This is a genomic window from Undibacterium sp. Ji42W (genome assembly GCF_049340405.1).
Classification (GTDB): domain Bacteria; phylum Pseudomonadota; class Gammaproteobacteria; order Burkholderiales; family Burkholderiaceae_D; genus Undibacterium.
Genome location: NZ_JBMPOV010000007.1, coordinates 129,989 through 147,400 on the forward strand (window position 1 = coordinate 129,989; position 17,412 = coordinate 147,400).

The 17,412-nt window shown below is 53.1% G+C and carries 19 protein-coding genes and 1 pseudogene; 12 read left to right on the plus strand and 8 right to left on the minus strand.

Annotated features, from left to right (window positions below; all coding sequences use genetic code 11):
• The first annotated feature begins 70 nt into the window (after positions 1–70).
• On the plus strand, positions 71–874 hold the full coding sequence (locus ACO0LG_RS16525; protein WP_423028262.1) for an alpha/beta fold hydrolase: 804 nt from the start codon (positions 71–73) through the stop codon (positions 872–874).
• A 17-nt stretch (positions 875–891) separates the two neighbouring features.
• Here the strand turns inward: ACO0LG_RS16525 and ACO0LG_RS16530 are convergent, their stop codons facing one another.
• Positions 892–2,025 (minus strand): serine hydrolase domain-containing protein, encoded by a 1,134-nt coding sequence (locus tag ACO0LG_RS16530; protein WP_423028264.1) that lies wholly within the window; start codon positions 2,023–2,025, stop codon positions 892–894.
• Between the two features lie 292 nt (positions 2,026–2,317).
• On the opposite strand from ACO0LG_RS16530, the gene ACO0LG_RS16535 reads away from it, so the two are divergent.
• The 3 genes and pseudogenes from ACO0LG_RS16535 to ACO0LG_RS16545 all read left to right on the plus strand — a co-directional run bounded on the left by ACO0LG_RS16535 (position 2,318) and on the right by ACO0LG_RS16545 (position 6,234).
• Entirely contained in the window at positions 2,318–3,649 is a 1,332-nt protein-coding gene (locus ACO0LG_RS16535) for a hypothetical protein (RefSeq protein ID WP_423028266.1), read from the plus strand.
• A 557-nt stretch (positions 3,650–4,206) separates the two neighbouring features.
• A pseudogene (locus tag ACO0LG_RS16540) lies at positions 4,207–5,382 on the plus strand (oligopeptidase B); the annotation flags it as partial.
• A 108-nt stretch (positions 5,383–5,490) separates the two neighbouring features.
• Positions 5,491–6,234, plus strand: coding sequence for a prolyl oligopeptidase family serine peptidase (locus tag ACO0LG_RS16545; RefSeq protein ID WP_423028741.1), 744 nt, complete (start codon positions 5,491–5,493; stop codon positions 6,232–6,234).
• Positions 6,235–6,393: 159 nt separating this feature from the next.
• Here the strand turns inward: ACO0LG_RS16545 and ACO0LG_RS16550 are convergent, their stop codons facing one another.
• From ACO0LG_RS16550 to ACO0LG_RS16580, 7 genes are all read right to left on the minus strand, one after another.
• A complete protein-coding gene (locus ACO0LG_RS16550; protein ID WP_423028268.1) occupies positions 6,394–6,948 on the minus strand; it encodes a hypothetical protein in 555 nt (184 codons plus the stop codon).
• Between the two features lie 131 nt (positions 6,949–7,079).
• Entirely contained in the window at positions 7,080–8,156 is a 1,077-nt protein-coding gene (locus ACO0LG_RS16555; RefSeq protein WP_423028270.1) for an SMP-30/gluconolactonase/LRE family protein, read from the minus strand.
• Positions 8,157–8,297: 141 nt separating this feature from the next.
• Complete coding sequence (locus ACO0LG_RS16560) at positions 8,298–8,966, minus strand: O-methyltransferase (RefSeq protein WP_423028272.1); 669 nt, start codon at positions 8,964–8,966, stop codon at positions 8,298–8,300.
• Between the two features lie 48 nt (positions 8,967–9,014).
• A complete protein-coding gene (locus ACO0LG_RS16565; protein WP_423028274.1) occupies positions 9,015–9,569 on the minus strand; it encodes a hypothetical protein in 555 nt (184 codons plus the stop codon).
• Positions 9,532–10,002, minus strand: coding sequence for a YbaK/prolyl-tRNA synthetase associated domain-containing protein (locus tag ACO0LG_RS16570; protein WP_423028276.1), 471 nt, complete (start codon positions 10,000–10,002; stop codon positions 9,532–9,534). Before ACO0LG_RS16570 ends, ACO0LG_RS16565 begins: the two co-directional genes overlap by 38 nt.
• A 54-nt stretch (positions 10,003–10,056) precedes the next feature.
• The gene (locus ACO0LG_RS16575; RefSeq protein WP_423028278.1) at positions 10,057–10,503 is read right to left on the minus strand and encodes a hypothetical protein; all 447 of its coding nucleotides are present in this window, start codon (positions 10,501–10,503) and stop codon (positions 10,057–10,059) included.
• 35 nt (positions 10,504–10,538) lie between these two features.
• Positions 10,539–11,216: a response regulator gene (locus ACO0LG_RS16580; protein ID WP_423028280.1), complete on the minus strand. Its 678-nt coding sequence runs from the start codon at positions 11,214–11,216 to the stop codon at positions 10,539–10,541.
• A 186-nt stretch (positions 11,217–11,402) separates the two neighbouring features.
• Between ACO0LG_RS16580 and ACO0LG_RS16585 the strand changes: the two genes are divergently transcribed.
• The 8 genes from ACO0LG_RS16585 (at position 11,403) to ACO0LG_RS16620 (ending at position 17,412) form a co-directional block, all read left to right on the plus strand.
• Positions 11,403–12,314: a sensor histidine kinase gene (locus ACO0LG_RS16585; protein ID WP_423028282.1), complete on the plus strand. Its 912-nt coding sequence runs from the start codon at positions 11,403–11,405 to the stop codon at positions 12,312–12,314.
• Between the two features lie 292 nt (positions 12,315–12,606).
• Positions 12,607–13,431 carry an alpha/beta fold hydrolase gene (locus tag ACO0LG_RS16590; protein WP_423028743.1) on the plus strand — a complete coding sequence of 275 codons (825 nt, stop codon included), beginning with the start codon at positions 12,607–12,609 and terminating at the stop codon, positions 13,429–13,431.
• 49 nt (positions 13,432–13,480) lie between these two features.
• Positions 13,481–13,873, plus strand: coding sequence for a hypothetical protein (locus ACO0LG_RS16595; RefSeq protein ID WP_423028283.1), 393 nt, complete (start codon positions 13,481–13,483; stop codon positions 13,871–13,873).
• A 56-nt stretch (positions 13,874–13,929) separates the two neighbouring features.
• Positions 13,930–14,403 carry a hypothetical protein gene (locus ACO0LG_RS16600; RefSeq protein WP_423028285.1) on the plus strand — a complete coding sequence of 158 codons (474 nt, stop codon included), beginning with the start codon at positions 13,930–13,932 and terminating at the stop codon, positions 14,401–14,403.
• Between the two features lie 42 nt (positions 14,404–14,445).
• Entirely contained in the window at positions 14,446–15,099 is a 654-nt protein-coding gene (locus ACO0LG_RS16605; RefSeq protein WP_423028287.1) for a hydrolase, read from the plus strand.
• Positions 15,100–15,169: 70 nt separating this feature from the next.
• The gene (locus ACO0LG_RS16610; RefSeq protein WP_423028289.1) at positions 15,170–17,020 is read left to right on the plus strand and encodes an amidohydrolase; all 1,851 of its coding nucleotides are present in this window, start codon (positions 15,170–15,172) and stop codon (positions 17,018–17,020) included.
• A gap of 10 nt (positions 17,021–17,030) precedes the next feature.
• Positions 17,031–17,258: a DUF1427 family protein gene (locus tag ACO0LG_RS16615; protein WP_423028291.1), complete on the plus strand. Its 228-nt coding sequence runs from the start codon at positions 17,031–17,033 to the stop codon at positions 17,256–17,258.
• A 1-nt stretch (position 17,259) separates the two neighbouring features.
• Positions 17,260–17,412, plus strand: a complete 153-nt coding sequence (locus tag ACO0LG_RS16620) for a DUF1427 family protein (RefSeq protein ID WP_162060251.1) — start codon at positions 17,260–17,262, stop codon at positions 17,410–17,412.

A 17,412-nucleotide genomic window follows, 5' to 3' on the forward strand; every position in this document is an offset into this window, starting at 1 on the left:
ATATGTTTATAAATGTGTTTATAATTAAGTCGCTTCATACGATCATCATTTTGCTTTCGGAGTATTCACCATGTCATACGCACCAGAAACCCATATTGCAGAGCTGAGCTCCGGCCTTTCGATTACTTATGCACAGGCAGGCCAGGGGCGGCCAGTATTGATCTTGCACGGCGGCGGTGGCACCGTCACGGTGGCTGGCATAGCCCGTCATGTATCTGCAAGTGCACTGAGCATCCTGCCCACCCACCCGGGCTGGAATGGCACTGCCCGCCCAGACGATATACAGACTGTCGCTGATGTCGCCAAGGCCTATCTGGCCCTGCTGGATAAGCTGGACCTGCGCAACGTCGTCATCATCGGTTCATCGATAGGTGGCTGGATCGCGTCAGAAATGGCTTTGCATGATGCGGCTGATGGCGGCAAGCAGCGCATTGATCGTCTGGTGCTGCTGAATGCCGTCGGCATTCATGTTGATGGCGAGCCTATTGCTGATCCCTTTTTGCTTGGCCCGCGCGGCCTGGCTGAGCATGCCTTTCATGATCCTGACAAATTCTTTATTGACCCTGCCAGCCTGCCTGTGGAACAACAAGCCATGCAGCGTGCCAACATGGCGACCATGCGTGTAATTGCCGGTGCGCCCTTCATGCATGACCCGCATTTGCGCGCCCGCCTGCAGCAAATCAACATTCCGGCACTGGTGGTGTGGGGTCAGAGCGACAGGGTAGTCACCACTGCCTATGGACAAGCGTTTGCCGCTACCTTTGCCTACAGCCGCTTTGCCCCGGTGCCGTTGGCGGGCCACTTGCCACATCTGGAGCAGCCTGCAAAAACTTTTGCCATCATTGATGAGTTCATTGCGGCTGGCGATGCATAAGCTCCATCAGTGCATGGTCAGCAGATGCTAAGGGCCTGACATAAAAAACCAGGCTTCAGCCCCAGCATGGGGAACTGGAAAAGCTCAAGCTGGCCGGGGATGACATTTGCCGTCAATGCCTGCGCCAGCTTCAGGCCTTGGTCGCTGCCGGTTAACAATATCATGGCGTCGCCCGTTGCCGGGGCGACAATCACAAAGGCGCGGTAGCCATAGTTGTTACCCCAGTGCCAGAGCAGGCGCGCGCGGTCTGCTGTGCTGGTATGCCCCACACCCCAGCCCAGACCCCATTCCGTGTTGCTGCGCTGGTCTGCCATGACGGGGTGGTCGAATATTTGCTTTTGCAGATCAGTATCTTTTAATACCGCCTGCACAAAACGCGCATAGTCGCCAATGCTGGTGTGCAGACTGGCCGCAGCGACCGCTTTGCGCGCCGGGCGCAAGGGCAGTGGTTTGCCTTGCAGGCTGCCAGCGACGAGCTGGTTCTGCCATTCTTTAGGTGGTTCATAACTGCTGTGCTGCATGCCCAGTGGCGCAAATACGGCTTGTTGCATCCAGGCCTGCAATCCCATGCCGGTGATGGATTCAATAGCCGCCTGCAACAACAGATAGCCTTCGCCAGAATATTGCCATCGTGTGCCCGGTTCTGATTCAAATGCCAGCTTGCCGCTTGCCCAGTTGGGTAAGCCTGCCGTGTGCTGCAAGACCATGCGCGCCGTGACTTTTTGCAGGCGAGGGTCAGTGAATGGCTCACGCGGGCTGTTCACTTCTCCCGGTTTTGTCAGATGCTGGTAACCCTGCGGCAGGTATTGCATCAGCGGCTCATCCAGCGCCAGCTTGCCCTGCGCAGCCAGCTTCAGCACCGCATAGGCAAACAGCGGTTTGGAAAGGGATGCTGCCTGAAAAATGCTGCTGGCGTCAGGCATCACAGCATCTTCACAGCCCTTGGCAAACAGCGGCTCTTGTATCTGTTGATTGTGGATATACACCAGCGCTGCCGTGCAGACCTGGTGTTTGCTGGCGAGGTGCTGCAATTGCTGGCTTTGTGCGAACGGGGTTGCAACTGCATTGCCTGCCATGTCAGCAGCCTTGCCAGTCATAGCAAGCAAGAAACCGGCAGCAGCTAAAAAGACGCCTGGGTGTTTACTGAGCATGGAGGTAAAAAAGCATAGTGTTAAAAAGGAATAGAGGGTAAAAAAGAATAGGGGTGACAAAATTATACGACACCAAATATTTTATGCGTTTTTCATGGCAAAACAACACAAAAAACATTTCTTGATGTTGATAAAATTGTTATTATTGATAATAAATAAACCACCTTATTAATCTGCACTTTAATCTGCACTTGAATTGGCTTGATTATGGCAGATGGACATACTCGCCTGTTGTCGCTACAAAATACGCATTCCCGTTTTTCCCATATAGCGCTACATTCAGGAGAGCAGCATGGCAGAACTCACGCCAGTTTTTTTGCACAGTATAGACAAGCCGGTACGCTATTATTACGATACCAATGTAGCCAGTTACCCTGGCTGGTCTGAAGGCGAGATTTTCTTCCAAGCATATAAAGACCAGGCACCGGGCACCGTCCCGATCTACAGCCATTTTGCCAAAGACCCCGACCGGTTTTATTACGATACCCATAAAGAAAACAATGCAGGCTGGAGTGAAGGCACGGTCGCGTTTTACGCCTATACCAGCGAGCAGAAAGGCACGGTCGCCATTTATCGCCACAACGCCCCCGACCCCGACCGCTATTATTACGACACCAGCAAGGAAAACCACTCAGGCTGGAGCGAAGGTGCCATTGCCTTTTATGCCTACCCGCAAGGCTGGATGTCTGTCATCGACGACGAAGCCCTGCTATCCATGGTCAGCCTGCCAGGCACGCATGAATCGATGTCACGCTTTGGTTATGGCTGCGAATGCCAGCAATGGACACTGGCAGAACAATTGCGGCAAGGCCTGCGCGTGTTTGACATACGCCTGCGCTATTTGCCAGTTGCCAATAACGAAGTCAATTTCTCTATCCATCATGCCAGCTATTACCAGGAAGCCTTTTTTGATGCCAATACTCCCCACGACCAGGGAACCAAGTATTTTGTGCTCGACGATTGTCTGCAATTTTTAAAAGACAACCCTACAGAATGCGTGGTGTTATTGATCAAGCAGGAAAAAGATGCACAGGTACGTTCAGTCTTCTACGACGCCTTCTGGAAAATCATCAACAAGCGCAGTGGCTACAACGGCAAGACACTCGACCAATTATTCTACAAGGACCACACCGTTCCCACATTGAAAGATGCCAGGGGCAAGATCATCTTTGCCTTTGTCGATGGCGATGATGGTGCCAACTACCAACTATCAGCACCAGACCGCGGCCTGTACTGGGGCAATATCGATTACCAGGTTGACTGGCGGCACGTACAGTCAGGTCAGCAACCCGGCCTGGATGTAGAAAACCACTGGAAAGATATGAAGGACACCAAGTGGGACAAAATAGAAAAACACCTGGGCAAAGCGCTAAGTAGCGGCACCGCGTCTGTGATCTGGTTCGTCACTTATACCTCGGCCAGTCGCGTGCCTGATCTGGGCTATTTTCCTGGCGACTATGCCGCCTACCTGTTACCCAAGGTGCGGGACGATATCTATACCAATTTCATCACCCAGCCCCATGACCCCTGGGGCGCCTACTTCGGCACCGTGCTCATGGATTTTCCTGCCAGAGACATCATTAGCCTCATGGTGCGGGCGGCGATGAGTTATCAGTACGCTTGATCTTTGTAGGCTGCTATAGGCTGAAGCTCGTTCTGTAGGGTGCGCCGTGCGCACCATCTTTGCAATCCGCATAGACATAAATGCGGTGCGCGTGGCGCACCCTACGGGTTTTTATCCGCAGGCAAAAGGCGAACCGTTCACAACTCATGTTGCAAAAAAATTGCACTGAGACTTTAATGCATGGGCGTCTTGCTCTACGCACTCATGCAAATATCTTTGAGGTACACCCCTCTGTGCCCACTCTGTGTCCCAGTGCCTCTGTGTTGAGAGGTCATGAAGTTTTCAGGGATCATCTCATACAGACGGCGTACGACAATGCGCCTTGCGTCACTGTCCGCAGTTGATACTGCTGATTCTCACTTAAAATCATGTCATAATGAAAATACTTCCATTGCGTTCCCGCTGAACCAATGCGTATTTTTCTGCTCTCCACACAAACTGATTTGAACAGGTTTTGACATGCTGCGTCTGTTGTTATTGTTGGCGATTTTCCTTATTCATCCGTTGCCATTGGCAGCGCAAGATATTGATAGTGCGCCCATCGCCAAAAGACAGGCCAGCAAAAAAACCACCACGGCCAGGCCTACATCGATCACTATCACTGGCTCAGCAATAAACAAGACCCCCGGGTCGTGGCTTACCTGCAGCAAGAAAATGCCTATGCAGAAAAACAGATGCAGCCCTTGCAGCCTCTGGCAACGCGCCTGTTTGAAGCCAGCAAGGCCAGGGTCAAAGAAGTCGATATGAATCTGCCACAGCGCCATGGACAGTTTTATTACTACAAACGTATCGAGGCCGGACAGCAGCATCCCTTGCTGTGCCGCCGCGCTGCACAAGTGGTGGATGGTGTCATGAAATGGGATGAAGCGGCCGCAGAAGAAATCTTGCTTGATCTTAACCAACTAGCACGTCAGCATCGCTATGTGGCCCTTGGTGAATTCCAGGTCAGCCCTGACGGCAGCAAACTGGCCTATACACTGGATTTTTCTGGTGACCTCAGATTTGAGCTGTTTGTCAAAGACCTTGGCAGCGGCCAGCTCTTGCCTGACAGGGCGAAACGGGTGTCTTCACTCGCCTGGGCGGCAGATAATCAAACCCTGTTCTATGTCAGTGGCGATGCGGTGACCCTGCGCCCGGACCGCCTTTACCGCCAGCGACTCGGTGGCAAACCTGTGCTGCAATACCATGAAGCTGCGCAGGAATTCAATCTTGCCGTTTATCCCGCCAGTGATGAAAAGCTGATTTTCCTCGACGCTTCATCCTATGACAGCAATGAAACCCGGATGCTGCCCGCTGCCACGCCGCAAGTACCCTGGCAGATGATACAGACCAGGAAAAAAGGCTTGCGCTACAGCGTTGCCCATCGTGAAGGCAGGCTGTATATCACCACCAATCTGGACGCCATCAATTTTCGCATCGTCACCGCCAGCGTGACCCAGCCATCGGCACGGTACTGGAAAAATTTTACTGACTATGACCCTGATGTCCTGACCGAGAAACTGGATGTCTATCGTGATTTTATGGTCGTTACCGAAAAAAAACAGGCGGCCACGCGCATGCGGATTTATCACTTTGCCCAACAGCGCTGGCAAACGCTGGACTTTGATGAGGCAGTCTATTTTGTCGCTGGCATGGATGGCGATGGCTACGAGTCGTCTTCTTATCGCATTTCATATCAATCACCACTGACACCACCCGTGATCTATGGAGTTGATGTTGCCAGCGGCCAGCGCAAGGTATTAAAGCGCTATGAAATACTTGGCAACTATGATCCACAACACTATGAAAGCAAGCGCCTGTGGGCCACTGCCCAGGACGGTGCACAAATCCCTTTGTGGGCCGTGTATAAAAAAGGGATAGCCTTTGATGGCAGTGCGCCATTGCTGCTGTATGGCTATGGTGCCTATGGTGAAGCTTCAGACGCCCAGTTTGATGTAGGCCGCATCAATCTGCTGGATCGTGGCGTCATCTATGTAGAAGCTGGCATCCGTGGTGGTAATGATCTCGGTGAGCAATGGCGTGTTGATGGCATGCTCATGAAAAAGAAAAACAGCTTCAGCGACTTTATCGCAGCCTCTGAATATCTGATTGCACAAGGCTGGACCAGCTCTGGCAAACTCATCATCCATGGTGCCAGCGCCGGTGGTTTGCTGATCGGTGCAGTTCTCAACGAGCGCCCGCACTTATTTCACGCCGCCGTGCTTGAGGTACCTTTCGTCGATAGCCTCAACACCATGATGAACCCCAAACTGCCACTGACTACGGGCGAATACCTGGAATGGGGCAACCCCAACAACAAGACCGTGTATGACTACCTGCGCAGCTACGCGCCGTATGACAATCTACGGCAACAAGCCTATCCCGCCATGCTGGTACTGGCGGGCCTCAACGACAGCCCGGTACATTATTGGGAACCCGCCAAATACGTCGCCAGACTGCGCACCCTCAAAACCGACCAACGCCAGCTGTTATTCAAAACCAATATGCACGCAGGCCACTCAGGTGCATCAGGCCGCTACGACAGCCTGCGCGAACACGCATTTCAACAGGCATGGATGCTGGGGCAGTGGGGACTGGTGGATTAATTTGGGTGAGATTTTTGATTGTAGTATTCACCAAAATTTCAATCAGTAGGGTGCGTTGTAACGCACCGCTCTTATTGCCATTTCTTCGATCTCTTGCGCTATGGGATATGGTGCTGGGCATGTGGTGCGTCAAGACGCACCCTACTGGCTGGCTATTTTTTACTCTTCAACCCTGATGTCTTGGCCTGTTTCCAATGACAAAAGAGAGATATGTCCCATGACATCCAGTGAGATGACGTCGTTCTCTTTGCTGTAGTGCCAGGGTGGCTCTACGAAGCGAGTCCATTTTCTTTTGCCATCCAAGGTCCATGCGGAAAGCTCAAGCTCTGCAATCATTAAAACAGTATCACCGTATCTTGACCAGTACCAAAACCCGGCTTCTGCACTTTCTTTGCTGATGAGCTCAATCGGTGCCATTGAATAGGTATAGGCATCCTCGCCAATGCCGATAAAGACGGTGGCAGTCTCCGGGATGATCAGGACACCAGGGTGGCACCCGTGCAAGGGGCCTGGGAAGTACCAAGCTTCAAATAACAAATCTGCGCCATGCCCACAATCTGTCACGCCGATGGCGATGTAGGCTTGAACGTCCTTATCACGGTCGCTCTCAATGCGCTTGTGAACAACGAAATCCCCTCTGGCAAGTTTGTGAGAAATTTCGTTCGGGTCAGTGGTGATGCTAACGGTGTATTTGCCGACAGTGGAATAAAACATGGACGTTCAATACAAGAGAGTGAATGAATAGTAAGGTCGCAGGAGGATAGCGTCGACGCAATCAGATTTGATCGCCAATGAATTTTCTTTATCAGGATCATGATGCTGAACGCAACCTGTTTGCATATCTCTTACTTCCCCATCCACCCCAAACCCTTGCCACTGACATTATGAATATACAGCCGGTTCGCAGTTTCTGTCACGCCAGTGACGGTCGGTGAATTGCCGCTGGGGTCTTGCAGGTCGTTGATGACTTTGCCGTCTTCAGTAAAGGCAATGACGTGGCCATAGGCTGGTGGCATTTTCCAGAACAGGCGTGGGATGCGCAGCGCCATGCTGCGCAGGTAGGGGCGTTGTGCGGTTTGGTCGAGGAAGTTGCGTTGGCCTGCCAGGCCCAGCCATAACTTGTCGTCTTTGCCGCGCATGAGATTGTCCGGGTACCCTGGCAGGTTATCGAACAGGATTATTGCTTGTGGCGAGGGTTTGGCCAGGTCCAGTTGCTGGGCTGCACTCGCGATCTTCCATACTCTGAACTTGCCACTCTCGGCAACAAGCAGGCTGCTTTCATCACCGCTGAGGGCAATGCCATTGGCGAAACTCAGACCCTGGGCGATGACGCGCGCAGATTTTTTGACCGGATCATATTCCAGCACCCGGCCGGTCGATGACTGTTCAAAAATATCCAGCATGGCGGCTTCGTTGGTGCTGCCCCATTGCCTGGGTGTGAAGTGGGTTGATGAATCTGTCAGATAAATCTTGCCTGTCCTGGCGACGACCACAGCATCCGGGAAATGTAATGGCCCACCTTCGGCGATACCCAGCAAGACAGTGACATTACCGTCGGCAGCGATGGACAATAGACCCTTCCAGGCATCTGCCACGATAAGCTGGTCGTCCGCATCAAAGGCCATGCCCAGTGGCCTGCCGCCAGTAGTGCACAACACTTCCTGCGCGCTGCCATCTGGCTGGATGCGTAAAATCTTGCCGCTTTCTACCCCGGTGTAGAGTTTGCCATCTCGCCCTATCAACACATGCTCAGGCCCCACTTCGCCATGCAGGTCTATCATATGCAAGTCTTGCAGCCTGGTATTGACTGCATGCACCCCAGTGTAGCCCTGGCTGACAGGAGCTTGCCAGGCGACAGGTGTGATGGGAACAGGCTTCAGGCCCATATAGGCAGCAAAGGCGAGGATGAGTGGGATTGACATTGCGAAGATGCGTTTCATGGAAGATGATGTTGATAGCGTGCTGTAGGGTGCGCCATGCGCACCGCTTTTATCTTTACGTAAATTGCTAAAACGGTGCGCATGGCGCACCCTACAAACGATCGGGCAATGGCCAAGCGATGGTTAAGCAATCACCAGCGCCATCGAGAAGCCATCATAGCCTTTGCTGCCCACAGTCTGCAAAGCAGTGGCAGACAACCTTGGATTGTTCGCCATCAAATCAAAAAAACTTCGCACGCCCTGTACATTGGCGTCTGTGCTGGCAGGATCAGCCACCGCACCATTGCGCACGACATTATCACCGATGATGAGGGTGCCGGGGCGCGAGAGTTTGATCGACCAGTCGAGATAATGCGGGTTGTTCGGTTTGTCGGCATCGATAAAGATCAGGTCAAACGGGTGTATGCCTTCTGCCTCCAGCTGCGGCAGGGTGTCGAGTGCCTTGCCCACGCGTATATCCACCTTGTGCGAGAGGCCAGCACGTTCTATATTCTTTTGCGCAATCGCCGCATTGTGCGGGTTGAATTCAAGCGATACGACGCGCCCGTCTTCTGGCAGGGCCCGCGCCAGCCATATCGTGCTGTAGCCACCGAGCGTGCCAAATTCCAGTACCGTTTTTGCGCCTTGCAGTTTGGCCAGCAAGTGCAGGAACTTGCCCTGATTCGGTGCAACATGATGTTGCGGCAAATCGCCCGCATCGCTATCTTGTAGCGCTGCACTCAGCACTGCGTCGGCCGGGATCAGGCGTTCACAGAAATAATCATCAACTGCGGTCCAGGTGGTTTGTTGCATGGGGTGTCCTTGAGGAGAGTGGAAAATTTAAAAACTTGAAAATGATGTTCAGTCGTGTTGATAAAGCCATTGCTTTTTCTCAAAATCATAATTCCAGCCCAAAAAAGGCGCAAAGCTAGTTGCGTAGAATAAAAATGGCCCATTTTTTTCATTCATGTAAAAAAGCATGTGGAATGGCTTTCCTTGAGTCGCCAGTGCTGGAATGTCGTTCAGGCTGAGAGGCAGTTTCCCATGTAGTTTGTAATATTGCTCCAGTTCACCGACGATGTGATCTGCATACACCCTGGCTTCGTCATCTTTGTATTGATGTAAAACGGTAATGGTCGTAAAGGCCAACACGATCATGACAACACAGAGGATATATTTATTACGCAGTTCGCCCGTACGCCAGTTGAAGACACATTTGATGAAGGCGTATAGCACGCCAGGTAAAGCAAGCAAATATATGACAAAGCCAAAGTAATCCTGACAGCAAAACCAGGTGATCCCAGCCCATATCGCGATGAGGTAAACGTGGCGCTTGATCAGTAAAAAAAAAGATGCAAACCAGGAAAGCTGCATCGCATCAAGCCGCACAAATATCATGCAGTAGGGGCTTGGCAATGCGCAGATAATCTTCCGTATTCAAGATGATGGAGGTATCCAGTCGACCCGCGTTGAAAGCGATTTCGGCGTATCGTGCGACCAGTGAAGGATCAAGCACCAGCGCGATGTCATCAGAAAACACAAAAGGCGGTATCGCGCCGATGACGCAGCCGGTTTTTTCCATCGCAGCTTCTGGTGCAGCGAAGTTGGTCTTTTTCACTTGCACGGCAGTCGCCAGCTTTTTGAAATCGATCTTCTGGTCACCCGGCAAAATCGCCAATATCAGTTTCGGCACCTCATCCTTGCTCTGGCATAGCATGGCCTTGGCACCCTGGCCGACTTCTGTACCGCGTATGGCAGCGACTTTTTCTGACTGGCCTTCGGCTGGATGTTCCACTACGCGAAAGCGGGCGTTATTGGTTTGCAGCAGATTTTTTAGTTGATCGAACATATAGGCCTTGATGTGCTTGTTACCAGATCACTGTTGACTGATTTATGCGAGAGACTATATACGTTGAAGCGCTATGTTGGCAATGTTGGTCATACGCATGTCAATGCAGTCGGTGTTGCGGACAGCCGTAACAGGTCGCACGCAAGTTTCTGCCACATCATTTTCATACCAGACTGACAGTGCAATCGACAAACAAAAACTGACGACAATGAAAAGAAATGCGCGCCACAGGCCACGCCATTTGCTGACACCCGGCCAGGTGGCGAAGATGGCAGCACCCGAGAGCATCACCAGCCATTGATAGCCTGCTGAAAACAAACCAAGGTCGTCAGATTCTATGGTCCCGCCAACGCCGGGGTTTTGCGCGCAACCTGCCTGGTGCAATAAGTCGATGGCGCGCAGCAGGAAGTAGAGCATCAGGCAAAAGAATAGCGCCAGCCTGATCCAGGAGAACAGGTGTTTTTGTTGGGGATTTTTTTGAGCTTCAGCGGTGTTTGTCATCTGATCAGGCTAGTTTTTCTTATCCGATCGTCGTCTCAGGATTTCATCGCCTGATGTTGAACTTGCTGCTGACAATTCAAGTCAATGATACCGCGTTGCAGGGCCAGCACGGCGGCGTGGGTGCGGTCGTTAGCGGTCAGTTTTGCCAGGATATTTTTGACATGGGCCTTGACAGTGTCTTCCGAAATGGTCAGGGAGAGGGCGATACGCTTGTTGGATTTGCCGTCGGCCACCAGTTTAAGCACTTCTACCTCGCGTTTACTCAGGGCATCGCCGCTAGTGGGCGAGATCAGTTCCATGGCAATGTCGTTGGGGATGCAGCGACGACCACTATGCACCTGGCGCACGGTGTCGAGCAAATCCTTGCGTAACATGCTCTTGAGCAGGTAACCGGCAGCGCCAGCCTTGACGGCGCGCAGGGCGCGTACATCGCCTTCATAGGTGGTGAGGATAATGATCCTGGCTTGTGGGAATTCCTGCCGTATGGCGATGGTGGCATCGATGCCATTCATGTCCGGCATCTGGATATCCATGAGGGTAATGTCAGGGCGCAAGGCGCGGTAACTGGCCAGTGCTTCGTTGCCATTGGTGGCTTCACCAGCCAGGCGCATGTCTGGCTGGCTGTCGATGACGCTGGCGATACCCTGACGAAACAGGGGATGATCATCCACTGACAAGATAGTGATTGCTGTGGCCGATTCGCAATGTTCCATGATTCCTGTTTGCAAAATGGACCTGGGAGCGGGCTTCCACTGGCTGGTAAAGCTTCGCATCCGCAGTAGTTGTTAAAAAGTGCAATATAGCATTGTTTAGTAAAACTGGTATTAGCTGCCCTTGATCAATCGTCAGAGCAAACGCACTAATTGATCGTTATGGCTGTCAATTACCCTGAAGAGTAATTGCGGGTTTGCACCGGTGGCATGATATTGCTGACTTACCTCACACAAAACCAGGACAGCATGTTGATCGCAGCCTATCCGGTTTTTAGCATGCCTGATGCGGCGCATTTCTATCAGGCGATGTTGTCCTGGCAATCGACTCTGGTTTTGCTGGTGCTGAGTCTATGCATCTACTTTCTCTGTCAGGCGGGCATGTCGCGCGCTGCGGTCTTGAGTCGCGAGCGGTCGCGGGACAGCACCGGGCTTGAGGAAATGCACGATACCCTGATACAGGGCGTGCAAGGCTTGATGCTGAGCCTGCAAGCCACCGCCAGCCAATTGCCAGCCCAGGGACAAGGGCGCGCGCAAATCGAAACCCTGCTAGACAATGCAGACGGTTTGCTGGCGCAAGGACGGCAAGCGATGCAGGATGAGCAAGATGCCGCCGCGCCGGGCGGCGATCTTGAGCAGGCGCTGGCTGAATTGGCATGCATCCTTGCGGAAAAGAGCCAGACTTCATTTTGCCTGAGCATCAACGGACATGGCGTGCCCTTCACATTGGCCGCGCGTAATGTCACCTACCAACTGGCGCGTACGGCGATGATCAATGCTGCTGTTCATGCCCGCGCAAAAAGGGTGGAGGTCGAACTCTGCTATGCCCTTGGGATGTTTGGACTGCGCATTCGTGATGATGGCAAGGGCTATGCAAAACCTGGCTCAGCCTCAGGCGGCAAGCATGGGTATCCATGTTTGCAGCAAATACTGGCGCAGGTCTGCACACTACAAACCAGGCTGGACATCTGGAGCGCGCCAGGTTCAGGCACCGAATTGTCATTGACACTAAGTCACCCAGCATTGTCCAGCCAACAGTTTAAAAGATTCAGCATCGCCAGAGCATCGCGCTTCCTGCAAACGCAATTGTACCGGCAGTAGCGTCTCGTTGTATCCAAAAACTACCCGAAATGATGAGTGGCTTATCCCGCTTTAGAGCGATGTGCAATTTTCGCAAAACCCCTACACTGGGTCGCATCTTACTTTATTGATGCAATTGGAGAAATTCATGGAAACCAAAGACGACAGCGTGGCTGTTGACTATCAGCGGCGCAAGGTCTTGCTGGGCGGCGTTGCTACTGTTGGTGCCGTCAGCTTGTCTGGCCTGTCTTTTGGGGCAATGGCAATGTCCTCTACATCCGCAACACCGGCTCATTTCAACGGAGAGAAAAAAATGGCTTACTTCAAAACCAAAGATGGTACCGATATCTATTACAAGGACTGGGGCTCAGGTCAGCCCGTCGTTTTTTGCCATGGCTGGCCACTGAATTCTGATAGCTGGGAATCGCAAATGATCTTCCTGGCATCGCAAGGCTTTCGCTGTATCGCCCACGACCGCCGTGGCCATGGCCGCTCCAGCCAGCCTTGGGATGGCAATGATATGGATCACTATGCCGATGACCTGGCGCAACTGATTGAATTGCTGGACTTGAAAAACGTCGTCCTGTTCGGTTTCTCCACGGGTGGTGGCGAAGTGGCACGTTATATTGGCCGCCATGGCACCAAGCGTCTGGCCAAGGCTGGCCTGATCTCGGCCGTGCCACCATTGATGTTGAAGACGGATACCAATCCAGGTGGCTTGCCGATGTCCGTGTTTGATGGCTTGCGTGCCGGTTCACTGGCTAACCGTGCGCAACTGTATCTGGATGTGGCAGGTGGGCCTTTCTACGGGTTCAATCGTCCTGGTGCCAAAGTATCGCAAGGCCTGGTGTACTCATGGTGGGCGCAGGGTATGCAGGGCGGGCACAAGAATACCTATGATTCCATCAAGGCATTCTCGGAAACTGACTTCAGGGAAGACCTCAAGAAATTCGATATTCCTACCCTGGTCGTGCATGGTGATGACGACCAGATCGTGCCTATCGATGCGGCTGGCCGCGCATCTGCCAAGCTGGTCAAGAATTCCAAACTGTTGGTCTATGCAGGTGCACCACATGGCTTGACAGATACCCACAAGGAGCAGTTCAACAAGGACATGCTGAGCTTTATCAAGGCTTAGTCAAGGCTTAGTCAAGGCTCAAGCTCAGCTACGTCTGCCAAGGCCAGCGATGCAAAGACTCTATTCCATGTTCCCGGCTGGCCGCGCCGGGGCAGGTTTGCTGATACTACGCATCGTGGTGGCCTTGCAATTGCCTGCTGCCAGCGCCTGTTGTGGGGTGACGACACTGGCCTGGTGGGTGGACAAGCTAGTAGTGGGACTGGTGGTTTTGCTTTGCATCGGCATATTGACACCGCTGCTCGCCCTGCTGTGCGTGGTGGAAGCTGGCATATGCTTGTTGAGTCAGGATATGCAAGGCATGCAGTGGCAATTTGTGTTGCCGGTGATTGCCATCGTCATGGCAAATGCAATAGCACTGGCTTTGCTGGGACCAGGTGCCTATTCACTGGATGCAAAATTTTTCGGACGGCGTCTGATTGTCCTGAGCGATACCAGACCATGAGTTTCATGAATTTTCGCGACATCTGCAATAAGCACTATTAAAGAAAAGGCAAGACCATGTTGGGACTGACTACACTGGGTATTTTTCATACCGCCATCAGTCTGGTGGCCGTGATTGCCGGCCTGCACGCCTTCTGGCGCTGGCAAGCCATAGACACTCGCAAGACTGGTGGTAAAGTCTATCTGGTGACGACAGTGGTTTCCTGCCTGACTGGTCTGGGCATATTTGCCCACGGTGGTTTTGGCAAACCGCATGCACTAGCGCTGATCACGCTGGCGGTATTGGCCGTGGCAGTGCTGGCACAAACCAGGTCGGTGTTTGGCCGCTTTTCGCGCCGGGTAGAGGTCGTCAGCTATTCACTGAGTTTCTTTTTCCACCTGATACCCGGCATTACCGAGACCAGCACCCGCCTGCCGCTGGGCCATCCCTTGCTCGACAGCCCCGAGGCATCAGCGCTAAAAGCCTTGTTCGGTTTTCTATTCATTGTTTTCCTGGCTGGCGCCATCTGGCAAGCCAGGCGCACGAAGTAAACGTAGTCGCTCATTCATCCTCATTTTCAGAAAGAACACATCATGCCTATCGCCAAAGCAGAACCGGGTAAAGCCCTGTTGAACCCAATTAACCATACCCTGATCATGATCGATCACCAACCGCAAATGGCCTTTGCAACAAAGTCCATCGACCTGGTGGCACTGCGCAATAACGCGGCCATGGTCGCCAAGGCCGCTAAGGAATTTGCGGTTGCCACCATCCTGACCACGGTTGCCGAAAAATCTTTTTCCGGCCCTATCTTTGAAGAAATTAAAAACGTTTTCCCGGATGAAAAAATTGTTGACCGCACCAGCATGAACACCTGGGAAGACAGCCGCATTGCCGAGCTCGTCAATGCCAAGGGCAAGGACAGGATCGTGTTGGCAGGCCTGTGGACATCCGTCTGCATCGTCGGCCCGGCTATCTCGGCGCTGGAACAGGGATTTGAGGTGTATGTGATTGCGGACGCCTGTGGTGACGTTTCCGCAGAAGCCCACCAGCACGCCATGGAACGCATGATACAAATGGGTGCCCGCCCGATGACATCGCTGCAATACCTGCTTGAATTACAGCGTGACTGGGCGCGTGGCGAGACTTACAATCAAACCGTGGCGACAGCTGTTACCCACGGCGGCGGCTATGGCCTGGGCCTGATCTATGCGAAGAGCATGTTCAATGCCAGTGAAGCGCATTAAGATTAGTTCTTTATGATCCGGTGGCTAAAAAACCAGCGGATCAATGATGATTTTCCAAGAGGTAACCACGATGTACGCAGACCTGATATTACACAACGGCCAGTTCCACACGGTAGACCGCAGCCAGCCACTCGCTGGTGCAGTCGCCATCAAGGATGGCAAGTTCCTGGCGGTGGGTGATACTGAGAGCGTGATGCGCTTCAATGGCGACAGCACCAAGCTCATCGACCTGCAAAAACGCTGCGTCATCCCTGGTCTGAATGATTCCCACATCCATTTGATACGCGGTGGCCTCAACTACAATCTTGAATTGCGCTGGGAAGGCGTGCCATCGCTGGCAGATGCCCTGGGTATGTTGAAAGAGCAGGCGCTACGCACGCCGCAGCCACAATGGGTGAGGGTAGTGGGTGGGTGGACCGAGTTCCAGTTCGCAGAAAAGCGCATGCCTACGCTGGATGAAATCAATGCCGCTGCACCAGATACGCCAGTCTTTATCCTGCACCTGTACGACAGGGCGCTGCTCAACCGTGCCGCCTTGCGCGCAGTCGGTTATACCAAGGACACCCCCAATCCGCCGGGTGGTGAAATCCAGCGCGATGCCGCTGGCAACCCTACCGGCATGCTCATCGCCAAACCGAATGCGATGATACTGTACGCCACCCTGGCCAAAGGCCCCAAGCTGCCGCTGGACTTGCAAGTCAATTCTACCCGCCAGTTCATGCGCGAGCTGAATCGTTTGGGTTTGACCAGTGCGATTGATGCCGGTGGTGGCTTCCAGAATTATCCTGAGGACTACGCCATCATCGACCAGCTTGCCAAAGAACAGCAGTTGACCATACGCATAGCGTACAACCTGTTCACTCAGAACAAGGGGCAAGAGCTGCAAGACTTTGAGCGCTGGACTGACATGGTCAAACCCGGCGATGGCAGCGATTTTTACCGCCACAATGGCGCAGGTGAAATGCTGGTGTTTTCTGCTGCCGACTTTGAAGATTTCCTGGAACCACGCCCCGACCTGGCCGCAGGCATGGAAGATGAACTCGAAAAAGTCGTGCGCCATCTCGTCAGCCAGCGCTGGCCTTTCCGTTTGCATGCGACTTATGATGAATCCATCAGCCGCATGCTCGACGTGTTTGAAAAGGTCAACCGTGACATCCCCTTCGATGGCCTGCACTGGATGTTTGACCATGCCGAAACAATTACAGAACGCAATATAGAACGCGTGCGCGCACTTGGCGGCGGCATCGCCATCCAGCACAGGATGGCTTTCCAGGGTGAATATTTTGTAGAACGTTATGGCGCAGACGCTGCCCGCGCTACCCCACCTGTTGCCAAGATGCTAGAGATGGGCGTGCCCGTCGGCGCAGGCACTGACGCTACCCGCGTCGCCAGCTATAACCCCTGGACGGCGCTGTACTGGCTGGTCTCTGGCCGCACCGTTGGCGGCTTGCGCCTGTCCAGCGTCAATGCACAATTATCACGCGATGCCGCCTTGGAATTATGGACGCTTGGCAGCAGCTGGTTCTCGAATGAACAGGGAAAAAAAGGCCAGATCAAGGAAGGCCAACTGGCCGACCTGGCCGTGCTGTCTGCCGATTATTTCAGCGTGGCAGAAGAGAGTATCAAACACATAGAAGCGGTACTCACCATCGTCAATGGCAAGATCGTGTATGGCGCGGCAGAATTTGGCCCCTTGTCACCACCTGCGATACCGGTGTTGCCGGACTGGTCGCCCGTCACCAAAGTCAGCGGACATTATCGTGCAGTGGCAGGGGCGCAAAAAACGGCATTGCCACATCAATGTCGTGGCGCTTGTGGCGTGCATATGCACAGTCATGATGTGGCGCGTGGTGCGAATGTACCCGTCTCTGATTTTTCAGGTTTCTGGGGTGTACTGGGTTGTAGTTGTTTTGCTTTTTAAGGAATAAGCGATGCGCTATTCAAAAATTTTGCTGGGACTGGTCATCTCCTTTTTCACTGGTGCGGGCTGTAACTTGCTGCATATCCCCGTGCCTTCACCGCCGGTATTGAGTGGGGCTTTTTTGGTGTTTACCATGAGCCTGGGTTACTGGCTGGTGGACCGTTACACCCAGGCGCAGGAAGCAAAACACAAGGCCTTGTGTGGTGGTCATGCACTCGACGACAAGAAGGGGACTTGAGATGGATATCGCCATAGGAGCATTACTGGGCCTGGCCATTGGTGGCTTGTGCCGCTGGCTGGATATCCCTTCACCTGCGCCGCCTACACCCATAGGTGCTTTGCTGGTCGTCGCCATGACGGTGGGCTATCTCGCTGCTGGCCAGTTCGCCTGA

Bases quoted from the DNA above. Each gene is read 5' to 3' on its own strand.
- ACO0LG_RS16600 (WP_423028285.1), top strand. From the start codon at position 13,930: ATGTTGGGACTGACTACACTGGGTATTTTTCATACCGCCATCAGTCTG.
- ACO0LG_RS16620 (WP_162060251.1), top strand. From the start codon at position 17,260: ATGGATATCGCCATAGGAGCATTACTGGGCCTGGCCATTGGTGGCTTG.
- ACO0LG_RS16595 (WP_423028283.1), top strand. From the start codon at position 13,481: ATGCAAAGACTCTATTCCATGTTCCCGGCTGGCCGCGCCGGGGCAGGT.
- ACO0LG_RS16605 (WP_423028287.1), top strand. From the start codon at position 14,446: ATGCCTATCGCCAAAGCAGAACCGGGTAAAGCCCTGTTGAACCCAATT.
- ACO0LG_RS16610 (WP_423028289.1), top strand. From the start codon at position 15,170: ATGTACGCAGACCTGATATTACACAACGGCCAGTTCCACACGGTAGAC.
- ACO0LG_RS16530 (WP_423028264.1), bottom strand. From the start codon at position 2,025: ATGCTCAGTAAACACCCAGGCGTCTTTTTAGCTGCTGCCGGTTTCTTG.
- ACO0LG_RS16525 (WP_423028262.1), top strand. From the start codon at position 71: ATGTCATACGCACCAGAAACCCATATTGCAGAGCTGAGCTCCGGCCTT.
- ACO0LG_RS16615 (WP_423028291.1), top strand. From the start codon at position 17,031: ATGCGCTATTCAAAAATTTTGCTGGGACTGGTCATCTCCTTTTTCACT.
- ACO0LG_RS16580 (WP_423028280.1), bottom strand. From the start codon at position 11,216: ATGGAACATTGCGAATCGGCCACAGCAATCACTATCTTGTCAGTGGAT.
- ACO0LG_RS16560 (WP_423028272.1), bottom strand. From the start codon at position 8,966: ATGCAACAAACCACCTGGACCGCAGTTGATGATTATTTCTGTGAACGC.
- ACO0LG_RS16535 (WP_423028266.1), top strand. From the start codon at position 2,318: ATGGCAGAACTCACGCCAGTTTTTTTGCACAGTATAGACAAGCCGGTA.
- ACO0LG_RS16550 (WP_423028268.1), bottom strand. From the start codon at position 6,948: ATGTTTTATTCCACTGTCGGCAAATACACCGTTAGCATCACCACTGAC.
- ACO0LG_RS16575 (WP_423028278.1), bottom strand. From the start codon at position 10,503: ATGACAAACACCGCTGAAGCTCAAAAAAATCCCCAACAAAAACACCTG.
- ACO0LG_RS16570 (WP_423028276.1), bottom strand. From the start codon at position 10,002: ATGTTCGATCAACTAAAAAATCTGCTGCAAACCAATAACGCCCGCTTT.
- ACO0LG_RS16555 (WP_423028270.1), bottom strand. From the start codon at position 8,156: ATGTCAATCCCACTCATCCTCGCCTTTGCTGCCTATATGGGCCTGAAG.
- ACO0LG_RS16590 (WP_423028743.1), top strand. From the start codon at position 12,607: ATGGCTTACTTCAAAACCAAAGATGGTACCGATATCTATTACAAGGAC.